The organism is Halomonas sediminis, from assembly GCF_044871105.1.
Taxonomy (GTDB): Bacteria; Pseudomonadota; Gammaproteobacteria; order Pseudomonadales; family Halomonadaceae; genus Vreelandella; species Vreelandella zhuhanensis.
The window spans coordinates 3144476-3162215 of sequence record NZ_CP085246.1 but is presented as its reverse complement, the minus strand read 5'-3'; the positions used below and the strand labels follow the sequence as shown (position 1 = coordinate 3162215).

Here is a 17740-nt window from a genome sequence, read left to right as displayed (position 1 = left end):
CCCATCTTGCACGGAACACCTTGTTACCTTGGCATAAAACAGCCACTGCCACCTAGCGAGCAGCACCTCATGGATGACATCACACAGCAATTTTTTGCCACCAACGAGACCGCCATTCGCTTGGTCGTGGCCTTGTTGTTGGGCACCTTAATCGGGATCGAGCGTGGCTGGGTGGCTCGCGAACAGAAAGCCGGGCAGCGAGTAGCGGGTATTCGTACCCATGCGTTGGTGGGACTGCTGGGGGGAATTGCCGCGCTGCTTTCGCAAGCGCTCACTCCCTGGGCCTTTCCGCTGATTTTTTTAGCGGTGGCCGGGATTAGTCTGGTGGCATGGCGAGCGCATGCAGTCGAAACTCAAAATTACAGCATTACTGGCATGATAGGGTTGTTACTGACCTTCTGCTTCGGCGCTATTGCGGTGGCGATCGACCTTGTCTTGGCCACGGCCTGCGCGGTGATTACCGCTGTGATTCTCGACAATAAGCGAGAAATTCACGGCTTGTTGTACAAATTGCAGTCGCATGAACTTGATGCGGGGCTCAAGCTACTCTTGATCAGCGTGGTGATGTTGCCATTGTTGCCGGACGAGAACATGGGCCCGGGCGGGGTGCTTAATCCTTATCATATCTGGTGGCTGGTGGTGCTGGTCGCCTCGATTTCCTTTGTCGGCTATTTCGCCATCCGCCTCGGGGGCACCGAAAAAGGCATTCTATTCACTGGCCTGTTTGCCGGTCTCAGTTCATCCACCGCCTTGACCTTGCAGTACGCGCGCCAGTCGCGCCGGAACCCTGATCTGGAACCGATGTTGGCAGTAGGCATCTTGCTAGCCTGCGGCACCATGTTTCCGCGCATTTTACTTTATACCGTCTTGATCAACCCCGCCCTGTTACCCACGTTGACGCCTCCTGTTCTACTGATGGGGCTGGCCCTGTATATGCCGGCATTTTTTATCTGGCGCACCCAGCATCGTAAGCTCAAGGTGGATAGGCCTACCCTGACCCAGAACCCCCTGGAGCTGCGCATTGCCTTACTGCTCGGCGCGCTGCTGGCGTTGATTCTGGTACTGGGAGAGTGGCTACGGGAGGTATTGGGTCAAACCGGCGTCTATCTGCTGGCTGCCACGTCCGGACTTGCTGATGTGGCCCCCATCACCCTGTCATTATCGCGTATGTCGCTGACCACCATAGAGGGAGGGACGGCAGTACTGGGCATCGTGATCGCTGCCTCAGCCAATAACCTGTTCAAGACAGGGCTGTCCACGTTCGTCGGCACTTACCAGCTGGGCAGGCGTGTGGCCTTGCCCATGCTGCTGTCGCTTGCGGTAGGGTTGTTGATGGCTTGGCTGGTTTAGATGTTCGTGAACGTTGCCCCTGCCTCTTTCAACGACAACCTGCGTTTGTCGGCTTCGCTGTTAAGGTTGGTAAACGCCTCGGCGCAATCTGACATATCCACTCGGCACCAGGCGTGGCGCGCCTGCCAGCGTTCGACCTTGCGCTCACCTTGGCTAAGGGCCTGTTCGAGGTCATCGGCCAGGGTGGTGCGAATCAGTGCCACCACCGGATGCAGGCGCTCGCCGTCATCGGCCACGGCGATGTCGTTCTCGCCAATGCCGTTTACCAGGCGAGCCACCAGGTCCGTGGGCAGCGCCGGGGTATCACAGGGCGTCACCACGACCCAGGGGGTAGAGGCGGCCCGGAGGCCGGTATAAATGCCCATCAGCGGCCCTAGAAATCCGCCTTCGCTATCGACGATCACCCGGTCGCCGAAGTCGGCGTAGCGTTCAAGGTTGCGATTGGCGTTGATCAACACTTCGCTCACATGATGGGTGAGGCGGTTTTGCACATGGGCCACAAACGGCTGACCAGCGAGCAATTCGAGGCCCTTGTCGCGACCGCCCATACGACGGCCTTTGCCGCCGGCCAGAATCAGACCGGTCAGCTCAGCGCGGGAAATCATCGATGCGCCTCCAGGTGAATGCGAGATGAACAAGTGTCTGAACAATAGCTGAGACAACGATCATGGTGGTCGCTCCTGTGTCTTTTGTTAAGCTGAGTGCAATCTGATTGCCACACCTATTTGCCATCTAAACAGCGGGAGATTTTCCATGCAGCATCTTGACGACGCCACCCGTACCGAGCTTGAAGCCGCCGCCTTTCGTCGCTTGCTCCAGCATCTCGACGAGCACAAGGAAGTGCAGAACATCGACTTGATGATCCTGGCGGATTTCTGTCGTAACTGCCTTTCCAAGTGGTTGGTGAGCGCCGCCGATGAACGCGGTGCCGACCTGGATTACGATGCCGCGCGTGAGCATGTCTACGGTATGCCTTACGCTGAATGGAAAGACAACCACCAACAGAAAGCCACTCCGGAGCAACTGGCTGCCTTCGAGGATCGCCAAACGCGAAAAGCCGCCCAGGAACAGGAGCAGACGCAATGACCGAGCCGATGGATACGCTCAACGTCGTGGTACTCACCATTTCCGATACGCGTACCGAAGACACAGACCGCAGCGGCCAGGTGCTTGTCGAGCGGCTAACCGCTGCCGGGCATCAGCTGGTGGAAAAGCGCATTGTGCCCGATGACGTCTACCGGATTCGGGCCGTGGTCGCCGGATGGATCGCCGACCCTCAAGTGCAGGTAGTGTTGACCACCGGGGGGACTGGCTTTACCGGGCGTGACTCCACACCGGAAGCAGTAGCAGTGTTGCTCGACAAGCAGATCCAGGGGTTTGGTGAGTTGTTTCGTCAGCTGTCGTACCAGGAAGTGGCCAGCTCCACCATTCAGAGCCGCTGCCTGGGGGGGCTTGCCAATGCCACCGTGGTGTTCTGCCTGCCGGGTTCCACCGGTGCCTGCCGCACTGCCTGGGATGGCATTCTGTTGACGCAGCTGGATAGTCGCCATAAGCCGTGTAATTTTGCCAACCTGGTGATTCCCGAGCGTGGCCGACATGACTGGACGTCACAGGGAGAGAGCCTTGGCGGTGATGCTCGGAAATCCTCAGGCCGCCCCATTGCCGGGGGATGAAGATGGCTTGTGTGGTTCAGGGGTGGTTGAAACCCACCCTACCCTTCTTTACCATCCTTTCGTGGGGTGACAAGCGGCCAGCTGTAGTGCACCAAAAAGATAGCGTAAGCCACACACCAGGCCAGAATGCTGATGCTGTAAACCCAGTGGCTCAGTTGCGGCATCAATGCCAGAAGCGGAGCGCGTAGCACGGCTGCGAGGAACAAGAGCGCCAATGCCCAGCCGATGCCCGGCAAGGTGCGTATCGGGCGCCCGGTATGGCCCAGGGACACTCGCGAGATCATTGCCAGCATCATGGCGCCGATGGCGCCGATGGTCAGCGCATGGACGGCCAGTTCCACCCGCCATGCACCCAGTAGTGCCAGCGCCCACATGCCAAGCCCGATCACGATAAAGGCATAACTCAGATGAAGCCCCCACAGAAGCGCTTCATGCCGGGTGTGCAGGCTCTCCCAGCGTGCCAGGCGAATGCCGTTGGTAACGGCTGCCACCAGCAAGACTATCGCGAGCAAGACCGCGGGCACCGGCATACCGATCACTACTAACGCTTGCAAGACCACGACCAGGGCAGTGCTGCCTAGCGTCGCGGCTTCCAGTCGCGGGAGGCCTGCCACTTGTGGGCGGCCCAGCTTGAGTGAGGTGAAAAACGGAATCACACGCCCGCCGAGTACTACCATCAGCAGGCCGATCAGCAGTACCGCCAGGTAAGCAGCATCGCGAATGAGGGTGGCATCCCCCCATACCCAGCCCAGGTGCATGGCCAGATTGGCCAAGGCCAGAAGCGTGAGTACCGGCAGGAAGATCAGGTTGCGCCAACGTTTGGCTGAAACCACCAAGGCTCCCACGACCACAGCGGCCAGAGGAAGAAAGGCGACATCCAGCGCAATCAGCCAAGCGGCAGGTATGCCCATGGGAAATGCCAGCAGCAGGCGCGCGGCCAGCCACACCGACACCAGGCCAAGCAGGGGGCCGCCATGCAGGCTGCGTTTGCCTGTCCAGTTTTGTACCGCCGAGAGCAAAAAGCCGACAATAATGGCCGCTGCAAAGCCGAAAATCATTTCGTGCTGGTGCCACCACACCAAGCCGCCATAAGGGCGCAACCAGATGTTACCGTGCCAGAAGGCCAGCCATATCAGTAGCGAGATAATGCTAAAGGCGGCACCCAGCAAGAAGAAGGGGCGAAATGCCAAACCCAGCAGGGGAACTTGAGCGAATCGGAAAGGAGCTTGCATGGCGATACCTGAGTGATTCAGTAAGGTATCGGCATGGTGACGTAATTACGCCCTGACGACCATGACTAACATCAATAAAACTGAGCCTCGTCAGATCAGAGTCTCAGCGTTAGCCGTCGGCATTGATGCGCAAGATAATATCCTGGAGCGTGGCGTCGGCCTGGTGGTTGTCGATCTGACAGGTACCGGCGTCGAGATGGCCGTCACCGTCGTAGGCCAGACACAGTTCACCGACATGGGTGTTGCTAGAGCAGTCGAGAATCGATTTGCCGATAGTTAGCACCGTATTGTGTTTTCTCAGTCCCCACGTCTGGTTGATGGAAATATTGCACTGGGGATAGAGGGCGTAGATCACGAAACGGTTGGTGGCATAGATCGGGTCTTGCTCGCGAAAGTCGAGCACCACCAGGTTGTCGTGCACGCTGGCGCAGCGTTCGATCTGCTCCTTGGCCTTGTCTTCATGGTCGCGGTAGAGTTTCACCCGTTCACGCACATCCGGCAGGCTGAGGATCTGCTCGATGCTATGGTCGCGACAGTAATCGATCAGTTGCATCATCAGCTGATAGTGGGGAATGCGAAACTCACGGAAACGCTCGAGACCGGTGCCTGCATCCATGATGAAATTGAGCAACACCCAGCCTTGGGGGGCGAGAATTTCCTGCCGGTTGAACTGGGCGGAATCGCCTTTATCCACGGCTTCAATCATGGCGTCCCAACGCGCCGGAAAGGCGTCATGGCCGCCGTATTGCTGCCACACTAGACGTGCCGCCGAGGGAGCGTCCGCAATGGCGACCTTGCCGTCCTGCATGTCCTTAGGATGCGCGAGGGTAATCTCATCGATCAAGTTCAAGTGCTTGAGCAGTACATTGCACACCAGCTCATCGAAATCACTACGGGTAACCAGGCGGAATTGCGAATAGCCTTGATGAGCATGCGGGGAGAAATCGGAGGTCGGCATCGTATATCCTCGGGTAAACGAAAGTGACAAGAAGATAGCAGTCCGGACAGGGGCGTGAAACATGCTGGAGAATTCAGGGACACAACGCCAGGCCGAATCCCAGCCGATTTGCATGGTAAGCTTGGGGAGTAGTTGTTAGCCCTTTCTCGTAAAACGATCACGTAACTAAACACAGGAGCATCCCATGGCAAAGGCCAGCGCACGTCACATTCTGGTAGACAGCGAAGACAAATGTATCGCCCTCAAGCAAGAGATCGAGAATGGCAAGGACTTCGCCGAAGTGGCCAAGCAGCACTCATCTTGCCCCTCCGGCCAGCAGGGCGGTGAATTGGGTTCCTTCGGCCCCGGTCAGATGGTGCCGGAGTTCGATAAGGTGGTATTCAGCGCCGACCTGAACCAGGTTCAAGGCCCGGTGAAGACGCAATTCGGTTATCACTTGCTGGAAGTCACCAGCCGTACTTGACGCTAGTCGGAGAGCGGTAAACGTTTCCTGTACCACTACACTACTCGACCGTGGCGGTTTCGCCGCGGTCGATGGGAGTTTGTCTTGAGCGAACCAATCATCCGTGTCAGTGCCCTCAACAAGATCTACGAGGGAGGCTTCCAGGCGCTCAAACAGATTGACCTAGACGTTCAGCGGGGCGAAATATTTGCCCTGCTCGGTCCCAATGGCGCAGGCAAGACAACTCTGATTAGCGTGATATGCGGGCTGGTCAATGCCACGAGCGGTCAGGTAGTGGTGGACGGCTTCGATAACCGGGCCGATTACCGAGAGGCGCGCTCACGTATCGGCCTGGTGCCGCAGGAATTGACCAACGAGGCCTTCGAAACGGTCTGGAACACCGTCAATTTCAGCCGCGGACTGTTCGGCAAGCCGCCCGATCCAGAGCATATCGAACGCGTACTCAAATCGCTCACCCTGTGGGACAAACGCCATAATCGCCTGATCACGCTTTCCGGGGGTATGAAGCGCCGGGTGCTGATTGCCAAGGCGCTGTCTCATGAGCCGCGCATTCTGTTTCTGGATGAGCCCACCGCCGGCGTGGATGTCGGGCTGCGCCGTGAGATGTGGGATGTGGTGCGCCAGCTGCGCGAAAGCGGGGTAACCATTATTCTCACTACGCATTACATTGAAGAGGCCGAGGAAATGGCCGACCGTATCGGCGTCATCAACAACGGTGAAATCGTGCTGGTGGAAGATAAGGCCGCCCTGATGCGCAAGCTGGGCAGTAAGCAGCTGGCCCTGCACCTGCACGAGCCGCTGGATAGCGTGCCGCTGGCTCTTGCCGCCTATGACCTGCAACTTGCCGCCAATGGCAGCGAGCTGATCTACACTTACGATGCCTCTCGGACCGGCGGTGCGGAAGGCCAGGAAAGCAGTACTATTTCTGCGCTTCTGGCCGACGTTGAGGCGGCCGGTCTCGTCTTCAAGGATTTGCATACCCGCCAGAGCTCACTGGAAGATATCTTCGTCGACCTGGTCAAGGAGCGTTGATGAACCTCTATCCCGTTCGTGCCATTTACATGGCGGAACTTTCGCGTACCCGGCGCACCCTGTTACAGAGCATTGTCTCGCCGGTCATTTCCACCTCGTTGTATTTCGTGGTGTTCGGGGCGGCTATCGGGTCACGAATCAGCGAGATCGATGGCATCAGTTACGGGGCTTTCATCGTGCCCGGCCTGATCATGCTGATGCTGCTGACCCAGAGTGTCTCGAATGCTTCTTTCGGCATTTTCTTTCCCAAGTTTTCGGGAAGCGTCTACGAGCTGCTGTCGGCCCCCATCTCCTATCTGGAAATCGTGATCGGCTATGTCGGGGCGGCGGCGACCAAGTCGGTGGTATTGGGCTTGATCATACTCGCCACCGCCGGCTTCTTCGTGCCGTTGGAGATTGCGCATCCGCTGTGGATGATGACGTTTCTGGTGCTCACCGCGATCACCTTTAGTCTATTGGGCTTCATCATCGGCATCTGGGCCGACGGTTTCGATAAACTGCAGCTGGTGCCACTGTTGGTGATCACTCCCCTGACGTTTCTGGGGGGCAGCTTCTATTCCATCGACATGCTGCCGCCGTTCTGGCAAGGCGTGACTCTGTTCAACCCGGTGCTCTACTTGATCAGTGGTTTTCGCTGGAGCTTCTATGGCACCAGCGATGTCAGCCTGGCGGCCAGTGTGGCCATGATTCTGCTGTTTCTGGGCGTGTGCCTGGCACTGATCAGCTGGATATTTCGCACCGGCTATCGCCTCAAGCCGTAAGCCGCCGTCCGTTCTTGCCCACCTACCGTTCGTTCTAGCCGAGTGAGTCATGCCGTTACTGCAAAGCATAGTGCATCGCCTTGAGCCCAGCGCTGAAGGCGATCGTTTGAAACTCCACGCCGCGCCGCAGGCGCATCCCTCGAGCGCCGTGATGGATGACTTGATGGCGGCGGTCAGCGATGCCTACAACACCAAGCCCAAGGGCTGGGGTCGCTTCGTGGAAGGCGAGGGCGCCAGCCCGTTTTCCGGTTGGTTGGCCGCTTATCTGGCCGGTGACCAGGACTTTTCCCAGCTCAGCCATGAGATCGGCGAGCGGCTGTGCCGGGTGCTTGAAGAGCGTCTTGCCGTGGGGGGTTATCTGATATTCGGCCATGCACGCCAAGGCGAAACTGAAACCCTGAGCCTGGCGCTTGTGCACCAGCGCCACGGTATCGGTATCGACGACAGCCACACGGCGGTGCCCGCCGCACAGCTCAATCTCGGCCAGCTGACCCTGGCGGCACGCATCAACCTGACGCAATGGCAAAACGCGGCCCCTGAGGCCCAGTATGTGTCGTTTCTCAAGGATCGTGGCGGCAAGAAACTCGCCGAGGCGATGGCCGAGCTTCTGGGAATGGAAGAAGGTATCGATGCGCCCAGCGAAACCCGCACCTTGCTCAAGGCCTTCAGCGACTACGTGGAGCAGGAAGACTTCGACGACGCGGCCAGCCGTGAAAAAACCGACGCCCTGGTAGGCTATGCCGATGAGCAGTTGCGCCGTGGCGAGCCGATCACTCTTGAAGAGCTTTCCGGGCTGGTCGACGAGCAAAAGCCCAAGGCGTTTTTTGATCACATCCGTAATGCCGACTATGGTTTGGCAGAGGAGATCCCGCCCGACAAGCGTACGTTGAACCAGTTTCGGCGTTTTACAGGGCGCGCCGGCGGCGTCTCGATCAGCTTCGATTCGCACTTGCTAGGCTCAAGCATCGAGTATGACGAAGCGCAGGATCGGCTGATCATCAAGAAGGTTCCAACCCAGTTGCGTGATCAGCTTAAACGGCGTTGATCGAGCCGTGCTGATATGAATGTAAACCATCCAGCAGGAGGTTTGTCCTCAGAGGGCTTGCTCTACAAAGAACAACAAGATCATCTTGGGCCACGCCTCGGCGTGGCAGGATAAGGAGTAAGAGGCCATGCAACGTCTGTATTTTCTGATCCCCGACAAGGAAACCACGTCCAATATCGCCAATGAGCTCAATGCCATGGGCTTGACCAAGGACCACTTGCATGTTCTGGGCAAGGATTGGAGACCGCTGGAAAAGGAAGGCGTGCCGACTGCCACGCTTATCCAGACCACCGATGTCGCCAATGCGTCTAAGCGCGGCCTGGTGATAGGGGGGGCGATAGGCGCGGTATTGGGTCTTGTCATCCATTACATACTCGAAGGCACCAACTTGGTCTGGATGCTGGTGGGCATGACGATTTTCGGCGCGCTGTTCGGGGTCTGGACCAGTACGATGCTGGGTGTTTCGGTGCATGACGTCAAGATCAGCGAGTTCGAGAAACCCATCAAGGGCGGCGCCATGCTGATGATGGCGGATGTTCCCGATGACCGCGAAGGTGACTATCGAGCGGTGATTCGCCGCCATCATCCCGAAGTGGTGATCGATAAAGTGACTTCCCGAGAAAAGAAAGCGCACTTGGGCCAGGGCCGCTGACCCAGGCTTGCTGGTCCAAGAATCCTACCCCAATGGAGACCCGATAGATGCTTGATGCCATTCAGCAGTTTTTCCAGCGTAGCTTGGCCGAGCCGGAAAACCGCCAGGACAGTGCCTTCACACTGGAACTGGCCTCCGCCGCGCTTCTCTGCGAGGTGATGCGCGCCGACCATCAGGTCAGTGAGGCGGAGCTTTCCACCCTGAGGCACCTGCTTCGAGAGCGTTATCATCTTGGCGACACGGCGGTGGACGAGCTGATGGAGCTGGCGCGACAGGAAGTCGAAGACGCCGTGGATCATTATCAGTTCGTCAGCCTGATCAAGGAGCATTACGGCTATGAACAGCGTGTGGAACTGGTCAGGTTGATGTGGCAGCTGGCCTGGGCCGACGGCAAGGTCGACTCGCTGGAGGAGCACCGTATCCGTCGCCTGGCGGATCTGTTGCATGTCGGGCACAGTGATTTCATCCGTACCAAGCTGAGCGTGGAAGAAGAACGTCAGTCGACGTGAGTCACCACCGCCCGGCGTGGGTCGATGTGCCAGGCCACGCCCACCCGATGGCTGTGCTCAAGCTCAGCGATTACCTGGCCGCCCAGCAGCAAGATGATGGCGCCTACCTCCAGGCTGAGTAATACCACGATCAAGGTCGCCAACGAGCCGTAGACGGCATTGACGAATGACACCTGGGCAAAGTAGAAAATCAACAACAGGCGCACGCCTTCCCACAACAACGCTGCGACGAACCCTCCCACCACCGCACGGTGTAGCGAGATGCGTACCACCGGCAACACCTTGTAAATGCCGCTGAACAGCACGAAAACACCGACAAAACTGAGCAGGTTAAGCAGCGATACCGAGAGGCCCGCCAAGGGCAGGCCATGGCCGAAGATCACCAGTAACAGTTCATTGATGGCGCTTGTCGCCGAGACCAGCAGTGTCAGGCTGAGAATTCCGCTGCCCAGCACCAGCATGAAAGCGTAAGGCAGTAGCGCCGATACCCAGGCACTGCGCCGGATGGGGTTGTCGGGTTGGTGGAAGATGATCCCCATGGCATCTTCGAGCATGCGAAAAGCGAAGGAGCTGAACACCAGCAGTACCACGATCCCGAAGTTTCCGATGGCCTCGCGAGAATCGAGCAGGGCGCGCACTGCATCGATCAGGATATCGCCATGTGCCGGTGTCAGGTGCTGCGCCTGGATCGCGATCACGCCGAGCAGCTGTTGTTCGTCGACGATATGGGTCAGCAATACGCCGAGCAGCGCCAGAAGGGGCACTATTGAAAGCATCACGTTGTAACCCACACCACCGGCGAGCAAAATGCCGCGGTTACGCACAAAGGCGCACAGCACACGCCAGGTAAAATGCGCCAGCTGAGGCAAGAGGGTCGTGCCCCAATAGCGGCCTTCTTGCATAAGAGACTCCCTGTATTCGGCTCGTGGAAACATTCATACCCACGGCCGCAGTGTCCCTTGTGAGTTGGTAACTGTCGACTATTTGTTGGCGCAGTGATGGCAGGTAGTGCGGCGGGAATTCAGGCACGTTGCTGGAAGGGCTGTTAGGCTGAGAGCGTTGGTCGGCATTGCGCCAGACCACCCCTGTAAGCTAATAAAGCAAGGAGTGTCGCTATGCGTAATATTATCTACATCATCGGGTTGATCGTGGTTGTCTTGTTTATCCTTTCCCTGCTGGGATTGCGCTAGCGCTGGATGTGGGATAAAGACCTGATGAACCCCCACGGTCGCCACCAAGATGAAGTCCCGGCCGTGGGGCGCTTCATCGAGCGATTAAATAAGCGCCTGTTTGCCCTCAGGCACAATCAGCGGCGCCTTGGCCGAACATATCGAACATCAACTCACGGCCCAGATGGGTCAATACGAAGCGCTCGTGCTCGTTGTAGGTGGCGGCTTCGCTGCTTTCCAGCACTTGCTGGCAAGCTTTCCATTGGCGCGAAGCGGCGCCTAGGGAGCTAAGCTCGCGTTGGTCCAGCCCGCGGTGAGACAGAGTGATGCTTTCCAGCACATGGCCGTGGTCGTAAAGTAGTGCCGCCACGGTGGACAGGCATTGGCGAAGGCTGCGTTGCAGGTGAGTGGTCGTATCGTAAGACATGGAGATGATCTCCTAGGGGAAGCCCCTGGTAAAAATAAGTTGCTGCGACGCATTATAAACCAAAGTCTTACTCAGACTAAAGTCGTTATTCCTCTATTTTTTCCGCCGGCCTCAACTCCTCTTGGCCGACATGCTAAGCTCGTTTTTACGCAGCTACCAGCAAACAGGAAACCTCATGTATATCAGTGTATTCGGAACCGGCTATGTCGGCCTGGTGGCCGGCGCCTGTCTGGCGGAAGTGGGCCACCAGGTCATCTGCATGGATGTCAATGCCCGGCGCATTGCCCAACTGGAAGCCGGAGAAGTGCCCATCTTCGAGCCCGGCCTGAGTACTCTCGTGGCGCACAATGTGGCGGCCGGCAGGCTGCGCTTCACCTCGGATGCCGCCACCGCCGTCAATGCAGGGGAGCTTTTGTTCATCGCCGTGGGAACGCCCTCAGATGAAGACGGCAGCGCCGATTTACGCTACGTGCTTGAGGTGGCTCGCACGATTGGCGAGCACATGCAGGGCTACAAACTGGTGATCGACAAGTCCACCGTGCCGGTAGGTACCGCGGGAAAAGTCACCGCCGAGATTACCGCGGCGCTGGAAGCACGCGGCGCCAACCACGCCTTCAATGTGTGTTCGAATCCTGAATTCATGAAAGAAGGTGCGGCGATCGACGACTTCACGCGTGGTGCGCGGATTATCGTGGGTACCGAGAGTGAAGGGGTCAAGCAGCGCATGCGCGAATGCTACGCCCCCTACAACCGCAACCACGACAAGCTGATGTTCATGAGCGTGCGCGCCGCCGAGCTGACCAAGTACGCCGCCAATGCCATGCTCGCCACCAAGATCAGTTTCATGAATGAAATCGCCAACCTGGCGGAACGCCTGGAGGTGGATGTAGAAGACGTGCGCCGCGGTATCGGCAGCGACCCGCGCATCGGTTATCACTTCATCTACCCCGGTTGCGGTTACGGCGGCTCCTGCTTTCCCAAGGATGTGCAGGCGTTGGAACGCACCGCCCACCAATACGGCTACACGCCGCAACTGCTCAGTGCCGTGGAAGCGGTCAACCAACGTCAGAAGCACACCCTGTATACCAAGCTTGAAAGCGCCTTGGGTGAGCTGGAAGGCAAGACCATCGCTGTCTGGGGGCTGGCCTTCAAGCCCGATACCGATGACATGCGTGAAGCGCCCAGCCGCACCCTGATGGAAGCGCTATGGCAAACCGGTGCCAGGGTACAAGCCTTCGACCCGGAAGCCATGGCAGAGTGTCGCCGCCTCTACGGCGAGCGCGATGATCTGGTACTGGTCGGTGATCGCATTCAGGCGGTAAAAGGCGCCGATGCTCTGGTTATCTGTACGGAATGGAAGGAATTTCGCAGCGTGGATTTCGCCTGGCTCAGCGAACAACTCAAGGCAAAAGTGATCGTGGACGGCCGCAACCTCTACACCCCGGAAGCCGTACAAGGAGCCGGAATGCGCTATCTAGGTGTAGGGCGCAGCAGTACGGAAGGATAGGCCTTTTACGCTTCGCATCGTTCCCCGAACTTGCGGTATCTGTCGAAAATTCTTCCACGAAGAAAGTGGCAGGGTTGTCGTGCGTCCTGTGAAAGGTAACTGCTACGCTGAAAGTGTCTACACAAAAGGAGCTTCGGTGATGGGTGATAATGCCGTCACGCCTGGAACTGGAACCGCGCTGTTCGAGGATGCGCGTTCGCGACTGGAAGATGTGTTCGATGCGCTGGCCCTACATCCTGATGCCCGGGAGCGGCTGATGCAGCCGAGCCTTGCGTTGCAAGTTAGCGTCCCGGTGCGCATGGATGACGGCAGCCTGAAAGTGTTTCCCGGTTGGCGCGTACAATACGACACCAGTCTGGGACCGGCCAAAGGCGGGGTCCGCTTTCATCCCCAGGTGTGCCAGCAGGAAGTGACCACCCTGAGTTTCTGGATGGCGATCAAGTGCGCCGTGGTCGGGCTGCCCTATGGCGGCGGCAAGGGCGGCGTGCAAGTGGACCCCAAGGCGCTTTCGCTGTTGGAGCTTGAACGTCTAGCGCGGGGTTACGTGCGCGCCATTGCCGATGTGATGGGGCCTGACCGGGACATTCCCGCGCCGGACGTGAATACCAATGCCACGGTGATGGGCTGGATGGCGGATGAATACGCGCACATCGTGCGTGCTCAGGCGCCTGCGGCGGTTACCGGTAAACCTATTTCGCTGGGAGGCTCGCGTGGCCGGGTGGCTGCGACAGGTTGCGGTGCGTTGCAGGTGCTCAATCTATGGGTCGAGCGTAAAAAGCGCCGTCCGCAAGATATCCGTATAGCTGTTCAGGGTTTCGGCAATGCGGCGTATCACTTTGCTCGACTGGCCCATGCCGAAGGCTACAAGGTGGTGGCAGTGTCGGACTCCCGCGCGGCGATCTACGCCGAGCAAGGCCTGGACCCGAATGAGGTCAAGGCAGCCAAGGCGCGTAACGGCAAGGTGAGTGATGCCTCCAATGTCGAGATCTTTCCTCCCGATACCTTGTTGACCCTGGACGTGGACGTGCTGGCATTGGGAGCACTGGAAAATCAGATTCACTGCGATAACGTGGATGAAGTACGGGCGGGCCTGATACTCGAAATTGCCAACGGCCCCTTGACCAGCGCTGCCGATGCCACCCTGGCCAAGCGCGGCATTCCAGTGCTGCCGGATGTGCTGGCCAACACCGGCGGGGTAATCGTGAGTTATTTCGAGTGGGTGCAGAATCGCACCGGCGACCACTGGTTGGAAACGGACGTGCATAACCGCATGACATTGCGCTTGCAGCAGGCCGCCACCCTAGTGCTGGATCGAGCGGAGAAAGACGCCATTACCTACCGTCAAGCGGCCTATCACCAAGGTATCGAACGTATCAGCGAGGCGATCATGGCACGCGGCAACTGCCAGGAGTGCCAGTAAATCCGTCGCTGTCATTTTTCGGCACCGTTGTTATATCACGCTTGGCCTTGGATGTTGTCGCGGATTAATTCAAGGAGTAAAGGACAGCCCGAGATGCCGATGGTATCTCGGGCGAAATTGATGCATGCCGATAGACGAGGTGATCAGACAGGTCAAAAAGCATGAGTGTGTAATTTTCGCTGTCTAGTTTTGCTATGATCAACGCTTGTCACACCTTGTCATACGTCTTGATGAATGCACATAACAGGATAAAAATTGCATCTCAATCAGGCGAAAGATGACGCTGATCGGTAGCAGGAGAACCATCATGATGACTGAGCCGGCTTCCCTTTCATCCTTGACGTCCTCGCCGGAGGCGAACCTGGATGTTGCTTATAAAGCATTGGAAAAACGTTTTGAGCAATTCTATGTCGCGGTGGAACAAAGCCCCACCGCCACAGCCATTACCGATGCCGAGGGTGTCATCGAATTCGTTAACCAGTGTTTTAGCACCATCACCGGCTACAGTCGTGAGGAACTGGTGGGCAAGACGCCGGCAGTGATTCAGTCCGGCATGACGCCGCATATGGTTTATCAAGATATGTGGAAAACGCTACGAGCCGGGGATGTATGGCAAGGAGTACTGCTTAATCGGCGCAAGAATGGCGAGCTTTATTGGGACTCGGAAATCATTACTCCGGTCAAGAATGCCGAGGGCGAGATCGTCAACTTTGTCGCGGTAAAGGAAGACATCACCTTGCGTCGCCAGCAAGAAAGCGAACTGCGATTATTGGCGACGGTGTTCGAAACGGGCCAGGCCACGCTGATTGCCAATGCGGATATGGTGATCGAGCGTGTTAACCAGGCCTTTACCGATATTACCGGCTATCACAGTGAAGAAATGGTCGGGAGAACTCCCAAGTTGTTCAAGTCCGGGCGGCATGATAAAAGCTTTTATCAGCGAATGTGGATGGCCTTGCGAGAGACCGGGCATTGGCAAGGAGAGATCTGGAACCGCAATAAGTACGGGAATATTTATCCCTTATGGCAATCGATCACCGCGGTGATGGATGCTGAGAACAGTGTGCGTAATTATGTCTCGGTATTTCATGATATCGATGAGCGAAAGTCTCTTGAGCGCGAACTGGAAGACCAGGCGACACGCGATCACTTGACCGGCGCCTACAATCGTCGGGCCTTTGATCGTGTTGTAAGCGAGCACGTTGCCCAAGTGGCCCACTCCGATGAGACGTTTGTTTTGTTGATTTTTGATATCGACCACTTCAAGAGCGTCAATGATACCCATGGTCACGAGATGGGGGATGAGATACTCAAGCAGCTGGTCGTATGCATCAAGGACTGCCTGCGAGACAGTGATGTTCTGGCGCGTTGGGGCGGTGAGGAATTTACCGTCTTGCTGCGCGGTACCGGCTTGGAGGGTGGTGAGATATTTGCCGAGCGCATCCGGCGGCGCGTGGCCAATCGCTCCTTCTCCGGGCATGACATCACCATCAGCATCAGCATCGGTATTGCTGAACACTGGCCCGGTGAGCATCAGGATAGGCTACTGGTGCGTGCAGATAAGGCTCTCTACCAAGCCAAGCATCAAGGCCGCAATCAGGTGGTGGCATGTCGGAAACCGTTAAGCTGTGAGGAAAGTTAACATCACTTGTCTCAGCCGGCACATGGCATGGATATGGGCAATAGGGAGAGTTAACGTTTATGTGCCAACTTTTACACCTAAGTAATGACAGTGGCTCTTGTTCCAAGAAAAGGCGAGAGCCGCCGTTGGCCATGCCTTGCCTGCATGAGCTGGCTTCCGCCAGTGTGTTCTGTCATGCCAATGAAGCAATTATTCTCACGGATGAAGAAAATCATGTGCTTGATGTTAACCCTGCCTTTACCGAGTTGACTGGGTTCACGCTTGAGGAGGTGCTAGGCAAACCCTTGGAAAAATTCAGCATATTGCCGCTGGAGGTCGCTCAAACCACCCGGGTGATGCAAAAGGAGATACAGTTGCATGATCGCACCAAGGGGCAGGTGAGTTACAAGAATCGTGAGGGACACGTATATCCGGGCATGATGTCGATCAATCGGGTGCGCGATAAGCAGGGCGATATTCGCCACCATGTCATTGTGCTGGTGGAGCTTTCCACGATTCCCTCTCATGCCTGGCATTTGAGCCGCGAAGTATTCTTCGATGCGCTGACCGGCTTGCCCAATTTACAATTGTTGACCCAACTGATTCAAAAATCCATGCAGCATGCGCAGGCTACCCAAAAGCCCATGGCGGTATGTTCACTGGATATCGATTTTTTCAAGAAGGTGAACGACCGTCTCGGAGCGAGCATGAGCGATTTATTGCTTTGCTCCTTTGCGCATCGTATCAGCCATCTTTTATTTGGTGACGACGTTCTGGCTCGTGTGGGTGGCGACGAATTTGTATTGTTGTTGCATAACGGGTTGGATGAAGCGTCCTTCCACAACCTGCTGGAAGCCATTCGCCAACCATTGATGGTGGGGGGGCATTGCGTCAATCTGACAGCCAGCCTGGGAGTAACCTTCTACCCCGATGATCACGTCCAGGGCGATGTGTTGTTGCGCCATGCCAACCAGGCCATGTATCGCGCCAAACAGCGTGGCCGCAATACCTTCCATATTTTCGACCCGAGCCAGGACCGTCTTTTGCAGGTGCGTCATGAGCAGCGTCAACGCTTCATCGAGGCGTTGCGAAACGACGAGCTATGCCTGTATTACCAGCCACAGGTCGAGATGTGTAGCGGGCGGGTAGTGGGAGTGGAAGCCTTGATCCGGTGGCAGCATCCGCAAGAAGGGTTGCTGGCGCCGAGCATGTTCTTGCCGATCATCGAGGCTACCCTGCTAGAAGTGGACTTGGGTGAATGGGTGCTGGAACAAGCCATGTTGCAACAGGAGCGCTGGCAGGCGCAGGGAGTTCATCTGCCCGTCAACGTCAACATCAGCCCAACACATTTGCTGGTCGAGGATTTCAGTAGCCGTATCCAGCAACTGCTGGAGCGTCATGCATCGGTGCCTTCTGGCATGCTTAAACTGGAAGTGCTGGAAACCGCCGCCATGCACGACATTCAGGCAGCGTTAGCCACCATGGCGCGCTGTCAGGAATTGGACGTGAGTTTTGCGATTGATGATTTCGGCACCGGCTTTTCATCGTTGACTCACCTGCGCCAGCTGCCGGTCAACTTGATCAAGATCGACAAGAGTTTTGTCTGCGATATGTTGACCGATGAAGATGACATGGCAATCGTGGAAAGCGTGATCTATATGGCGAATCGCATCAAACAGCCCATGCTCGCCGAAGGCGTGGAAACCCTGGAACATGCCAAGGCGTTGGTTGGGCTGGGCTGTAGGCTGGCTCAGGGTTATGGTATCGCACGCCCGATGCCCGCTGACCAGCTTCCCCAATGGTTGAGAAACTGGCCTCGGCGAGAGGGGTGGAATTCGTTGAGCCGGCTGTAAGCGGGAGCATTGCCATGGGCCGCTGCTTGACACCCCCCCACCACGAAGGTGGGGGAAGTAGCGAAGAT

Annotated in this window: 18 protein-coding genes; 13 read left to right on the top strand and 5 right to left on the bottom strand. The window is 57.2% G+C overall.

The window, feature by feature from the left end; genetic code table 11:
- The first annotated feature begins 69 nt into the window (after positions 1-69).
- Positions 70-1350 (top strand): MgtC/SapB family protein, encoded by a 1281-nt coding sequence (locus LG290_RS14945; protein WP_160418139.1) that lies wholly within the window; start codon positions 70-72, stop codon positions 1348-1350.
- On the opposite strand, the gene mobA is transcribed toward LG290_RS14945, so the two are convergent.
- On the bottom strand, positions 1347-1955 hold the full coding sequence (gene mobA / locus LG290_RS14940) for a molybdenum cofactor guanylyltransferase MobA (RefSeq protein ID WP_499835466.1): 609 nt from the start codon (positions 1953-1955) through the stop codon (positions 1347-1349). The genes LG290_RS14945 and mobA overlap by 4 nt on opposite strands.
- A gap of 148 nt (positions 1956-2103) precedes the next feature.
- Between mobA and LG290_RS14935 the strand changes: the two genes are divergently transcribed.
- On the top strand, positions 2104-2436 hold the full coding sequence (locus LG290_RS14935) for a DUF1244 domain-containing protein (protein ID WP_160418135.1): 333 nt from the start codon (positions 2104-2106) through the stop codon (positions 2434-2436).
- Positions 2433-3023, top strand: a complete 591-nt coding sequence (gene moaB / locus LG290_RS14930) for a molybdenum cofactor biosynthesis protein B (RefSeq protein WP_499835465.1) — start codon at positions 2433-2435, stop codon at positions 3021-3023. The genes LG290_RS14935 and moaB overlap by 4 nt, the downstream gene beginning before the upstream one ends.
- A 38-nt stretch (positions 3024-3061) precedes the next feature.
- Here the strand turns inward: moaB and LG290_RS14925 are convergent, their stop codons facing one another.
- Together LG290_RS14925 and LG290_RS14920 are read right to left on the bottom strand one after the other, a co-directional pair.
- Positions 3062-4255 (bottom strand): NnrS family protein, encoded by a 1194-nt coding sequence (locus tag LG290_RS14925; RefSeq protein WP_499835464.1) that lies wholly within the window; start codon positions 4253-4255, stop codon positions 3062-3064.
- Positions 4256-4364: 109 nt separating this feature from the next.
- The gene (locus LG290_RS14920; RefSeq protein WP_499835463.1) at positions 4365-5213 is read right to left on the bottom strand and encodes an exopolyphosphatase; all 849 of its coding nucleotides are present in this window, start codon (positions 5211-5213) and stop codon (positions 4365-4367) included.
- Positions 5214-5397: 184 nt separating this feature from the next.
- Here LG290_RS14920 and LG290_RS14915 point away from each other — a divergent pair, with 184 nt between their 5' ends.
- The 6 genes from LG290_RS14915 (at position 5398) to LG290_RS14890 (ending at position 9675) form a co-directional block, all read left to right on the top strand.
- A complete protein-coding gene (locus tag LG290_RS14915) occupies positions 5398-5676 on the top strand; it encodes a peptidylprolyl isomerase (RefSeq protein WP_499835462.1) in 279 nt (92 codons plus the stop codon).
- Positions 5677-5760: 84 nt separating this feature from the next.
- Positions 5761-6708 carry an ABC transporter ATP-binding protein gene (locus LG290_RS14910; protein ID WP_499835461.1) on the top strand — a complete coding sequence of 316 codons (948 nt, stop codon included), beginning with the start codon at positions 5761-5763 and terminating at the stop codon, positions 6706-6708.
- The gene (locus LG290_RS14905; protein WP_160418127.1) at positions 6708-7469 is read left to right on the top strand and encodes an ABC transporter permease; all 762 of its coding nucleotides are present in this window, start codon (positions 6708-6710) and stop codon (positions 7467-7469) included. The genes LG290_RS14910 and LG290_RS14905 overlap by 1 nt, the downstream gene beginning before the upstream one ends.
- Before the next feature lie 49 nt (positions 7470-7518).
- Positions 7519-8514 (top strand): nucleoid-associated protein YejK, encoded by a 996-nt coding sequence (yejK, locus tag LG290_RS14900; RefSeq protein ID WP_160418125.1) that lies wholly within the window; start codon positions 7519-7521, stop codon positions 8512-8514.
- Between the two features lie 127 nt (positions 8515-8641).
- Positions 8642-9166 (top strand): DUF1269 domain-containing protein, encoded by a 525-nt coding sequence (locus LG290_RS14895; protein ID WP_160418123.1) that lies wholly within the window; start codon positions 8642-8644, stop codon positions 9164-9166.
- 47 nt (positions 9167-9213) lie between these two features.
- Positions 9214-9675: a tellurite resistance TerB family protein gene (locus tag LG290_RS14890; protein ID WP_499835460.1), complete on the top strand. Its 462-nt coding sequence runs from the start codon at positions 9214-9216 to the stop codon at positions 9673-9675.
- Here LG290_RS14890 and LG290_RS14885 read toward each other — a convergent pair.
- Together LG290_RS14885 and LG290_RS14880 are read right to left on the bottom strand one after the other, a co-directional pair.
- The gene (locus LG290_RS14885; RefSeq protein ID WP_499835459.1) at positions 9663-10577 is read right to left on the bottom strand and encodes a YihY/virulence factor BrkB family protein; all 915 of its coding nucleotides are present in this window, start codon (positions 10575-10577) and stop codon (positions 9663-9665) included. The two genes, LG290_RS14890 and LG290_RS14885, sit on opposite strands and share 13 nt — an antisense overlap.
- Positions 10578-10971: 394 nt before the next feature.
- Positions 10972-11271, bottom strand: coding sequence for a hypothetical protein (locus tag LG290_RS14880; protein ID WP_499835458.1), 300 nt, complete (start codon positions 11269-11271; stop codon positions 10972-10974).
- A 175-nt stretch (positions 11272-11446) separates the two neighbouring features.
- Between LG290_RS14880 and LG290_RS14875 the strand changes: the two genes are divergently transcribed.
- The 4 genes from LG290_RS14875 to LG290_RS14860 all read left to right on the top strand — a co-directional run bounded on the left by LG290_RS14875 (position 11447) and on the right by LG290_RS14860 (position 17672).
- Positions 11447-12778, top strand: coding sequence for a UDP-glucose dehydrogenase family protein (locus LG290_RS14875; protein WP_499835457.1), 1332 nt, complete (start codon positions 11447-11449; stop codon positions 12776-12778).
- A 139-nt stretch (positions 12779-12917) separates the two neighbouring features.
- Positions 12918-14198: a Glu/Leu/Phe/Val family dehydrogenase gene (locus LG290_RS14870; protein ID WP_499835456.1), complete on the top strand. Its 1281-nt coding sequence runs from the start codon at positions 12918-12920 to the stop codon at positions 14196-14198.
- Positions 14199-14505: 307 nt separating this feature from the next.
- Entirely contained in the window at positions 14506-15840 is a 1335-nt protein-coding gene (locus tag LG290_RS14865; RefSeq protein WP_499835455.1) for a sensor domain-containing diguanylate cyclase, read from the top strand.
- A gap of 131 nt (positions 15841-15971) precedes the next feature.
- Complete coding sequence (locus LG290_RS14860; protein WP_499835454.1) at positions 15972-17672, top strand: putative bifunctional diguanylate cyclase/phosphodiesterase; 1701 nt, start codon at positions 15972-15974, stop codon at positions 17670-17672.
- The last annotated feature ends 68 nt before the right edge of the window (positions 17673-17740 follow it).

What these genes read in the sequence shown, in the direction of transcription:
- LG290_RS14945 (WP_160418139.1), top strand. Translation starts at nt 70, where the DNA reads ATGGATGACATCACACAGCAATTTTTTGCCACCAACGAGACCGCCATT.
- mobA (WP_499835466.1), bottom strand. Translation starts at nt 1,955, where the DNA reads ATGATTTCCCGCGCTGAGCTGACCGGTCTGATTCTGGCCGGCGGCAAA.
- LG290_RS14935 (WP_160418135.1), top strand. Translation starts at nt 2,104, where the DNA reads ATGCAGCATCTTGACGACGCCACCCGTACCGAGCTTGAAGCCGCCGCC.
- moaB (WP_499835465.1), top strand. Translation starts at nt 2,433, where the DNA reads ATGACCGAGCCGATGGATACGCTCAACGTCGTGGTACTCACCATTTCC.
- LG290_RS14925 (WP_499835464.1), bottom strand. Translation starts at nt 4,255, where the DNA reads ATGCAAGCTCCTTTCCGATTCGCTCAAGTTCCCCTGCTGGGTTTGGCA.
- LG290_RS14920 (WP_499835463.1), bottom strand. Translation starts at nt 5,213, where the DNA reads ATGCCGACCTCCGATTTCTCCCCGCATGCTCATCAAGGCTATTCGCAA.
- LG290_RS14915 (WP_499835462.1), top strand. Translation starts at nt 5,398, where the DNA reads ATGGCAAAGGCCAGCGCACGTCACATTCTGGTAGACAGCGAAGACAAA.
- LG290_RS14905 (WP_160418127.1), top strand. Translation starts at nt 6,708, where the DNA reads ATGAACCTCTATCCCGTTCGTGCCATTTACATGGCGGAACTTTCGCGT.
- yejK (WP_160418125.1), top strand. Translation starts at nt 7,519, where the DNA reads ATGCCGTTACTGCAAAGCATAGTGCATCGCCTTGAGCCCAGCGCTGAA.
- LG290_RS14895 (WP_160418123.1), top strand. Translation starts at nt 8,642, where the DNA reads ATGCAACGTCTGTATTTTCTGATCCCCGACAAGGAAACCACGTCCAAT.
- LG290_RS14890 (WP_499835460.1), top strand. Translation starts at nt 9,214, where the DNA reads ATGCTTGATGCCATTCAGCAGTTTTTCCAGCGTAGCTTGGCCGAGCCG.
- LG290_RS14885 (WP_499835459.1), bottom strand. Translation starts at nt 10,577, where the DNA reads ATGCAAGAAGGCCGCTATTGGGGCACGACCCTCTTGCCTCAGCTGGCG.
- LG290_RS14880 (WP_499835458.1), bottom strand. Translation starts at nt 11,271, where the DNA reads ATGTCTTACGATACGACCACTCACCTGCAACGCAGCCTTCGCCAATGC.
- LG290_RS14875 (WP_499835457.1), top strand. Translation starts at nt 11,447, where the DNA reads ATGTATATCAGTGTATTCGGAACCGGCTATGTCGGCCTGGTGGCCGGC.
- LG290_RS14870 (WP_499835456.1), top strand. Translation starts at nt 12,918, where the DNA reads ATGGGTGATAATGCCGTCACGCCTGGAACTGGAACCGCGCTGTTCGAG.
- LG290_RS14865 (WP_499835455.1), top strand. Translation starts at nt 14,506, where the DNA reads ATGATGACTGAGCCGGCTTCCCTTTCATCCTTGACGTCCTCGCCGGAG.
- LG290_RS14860 (WP_499835454.1), top strand. Translation starts at nt 15,972, where the DNA reads ATGCCTTGCCTGCATGAGCTGGCTTCCGCCAGTGTGTTCTGTCATGCC.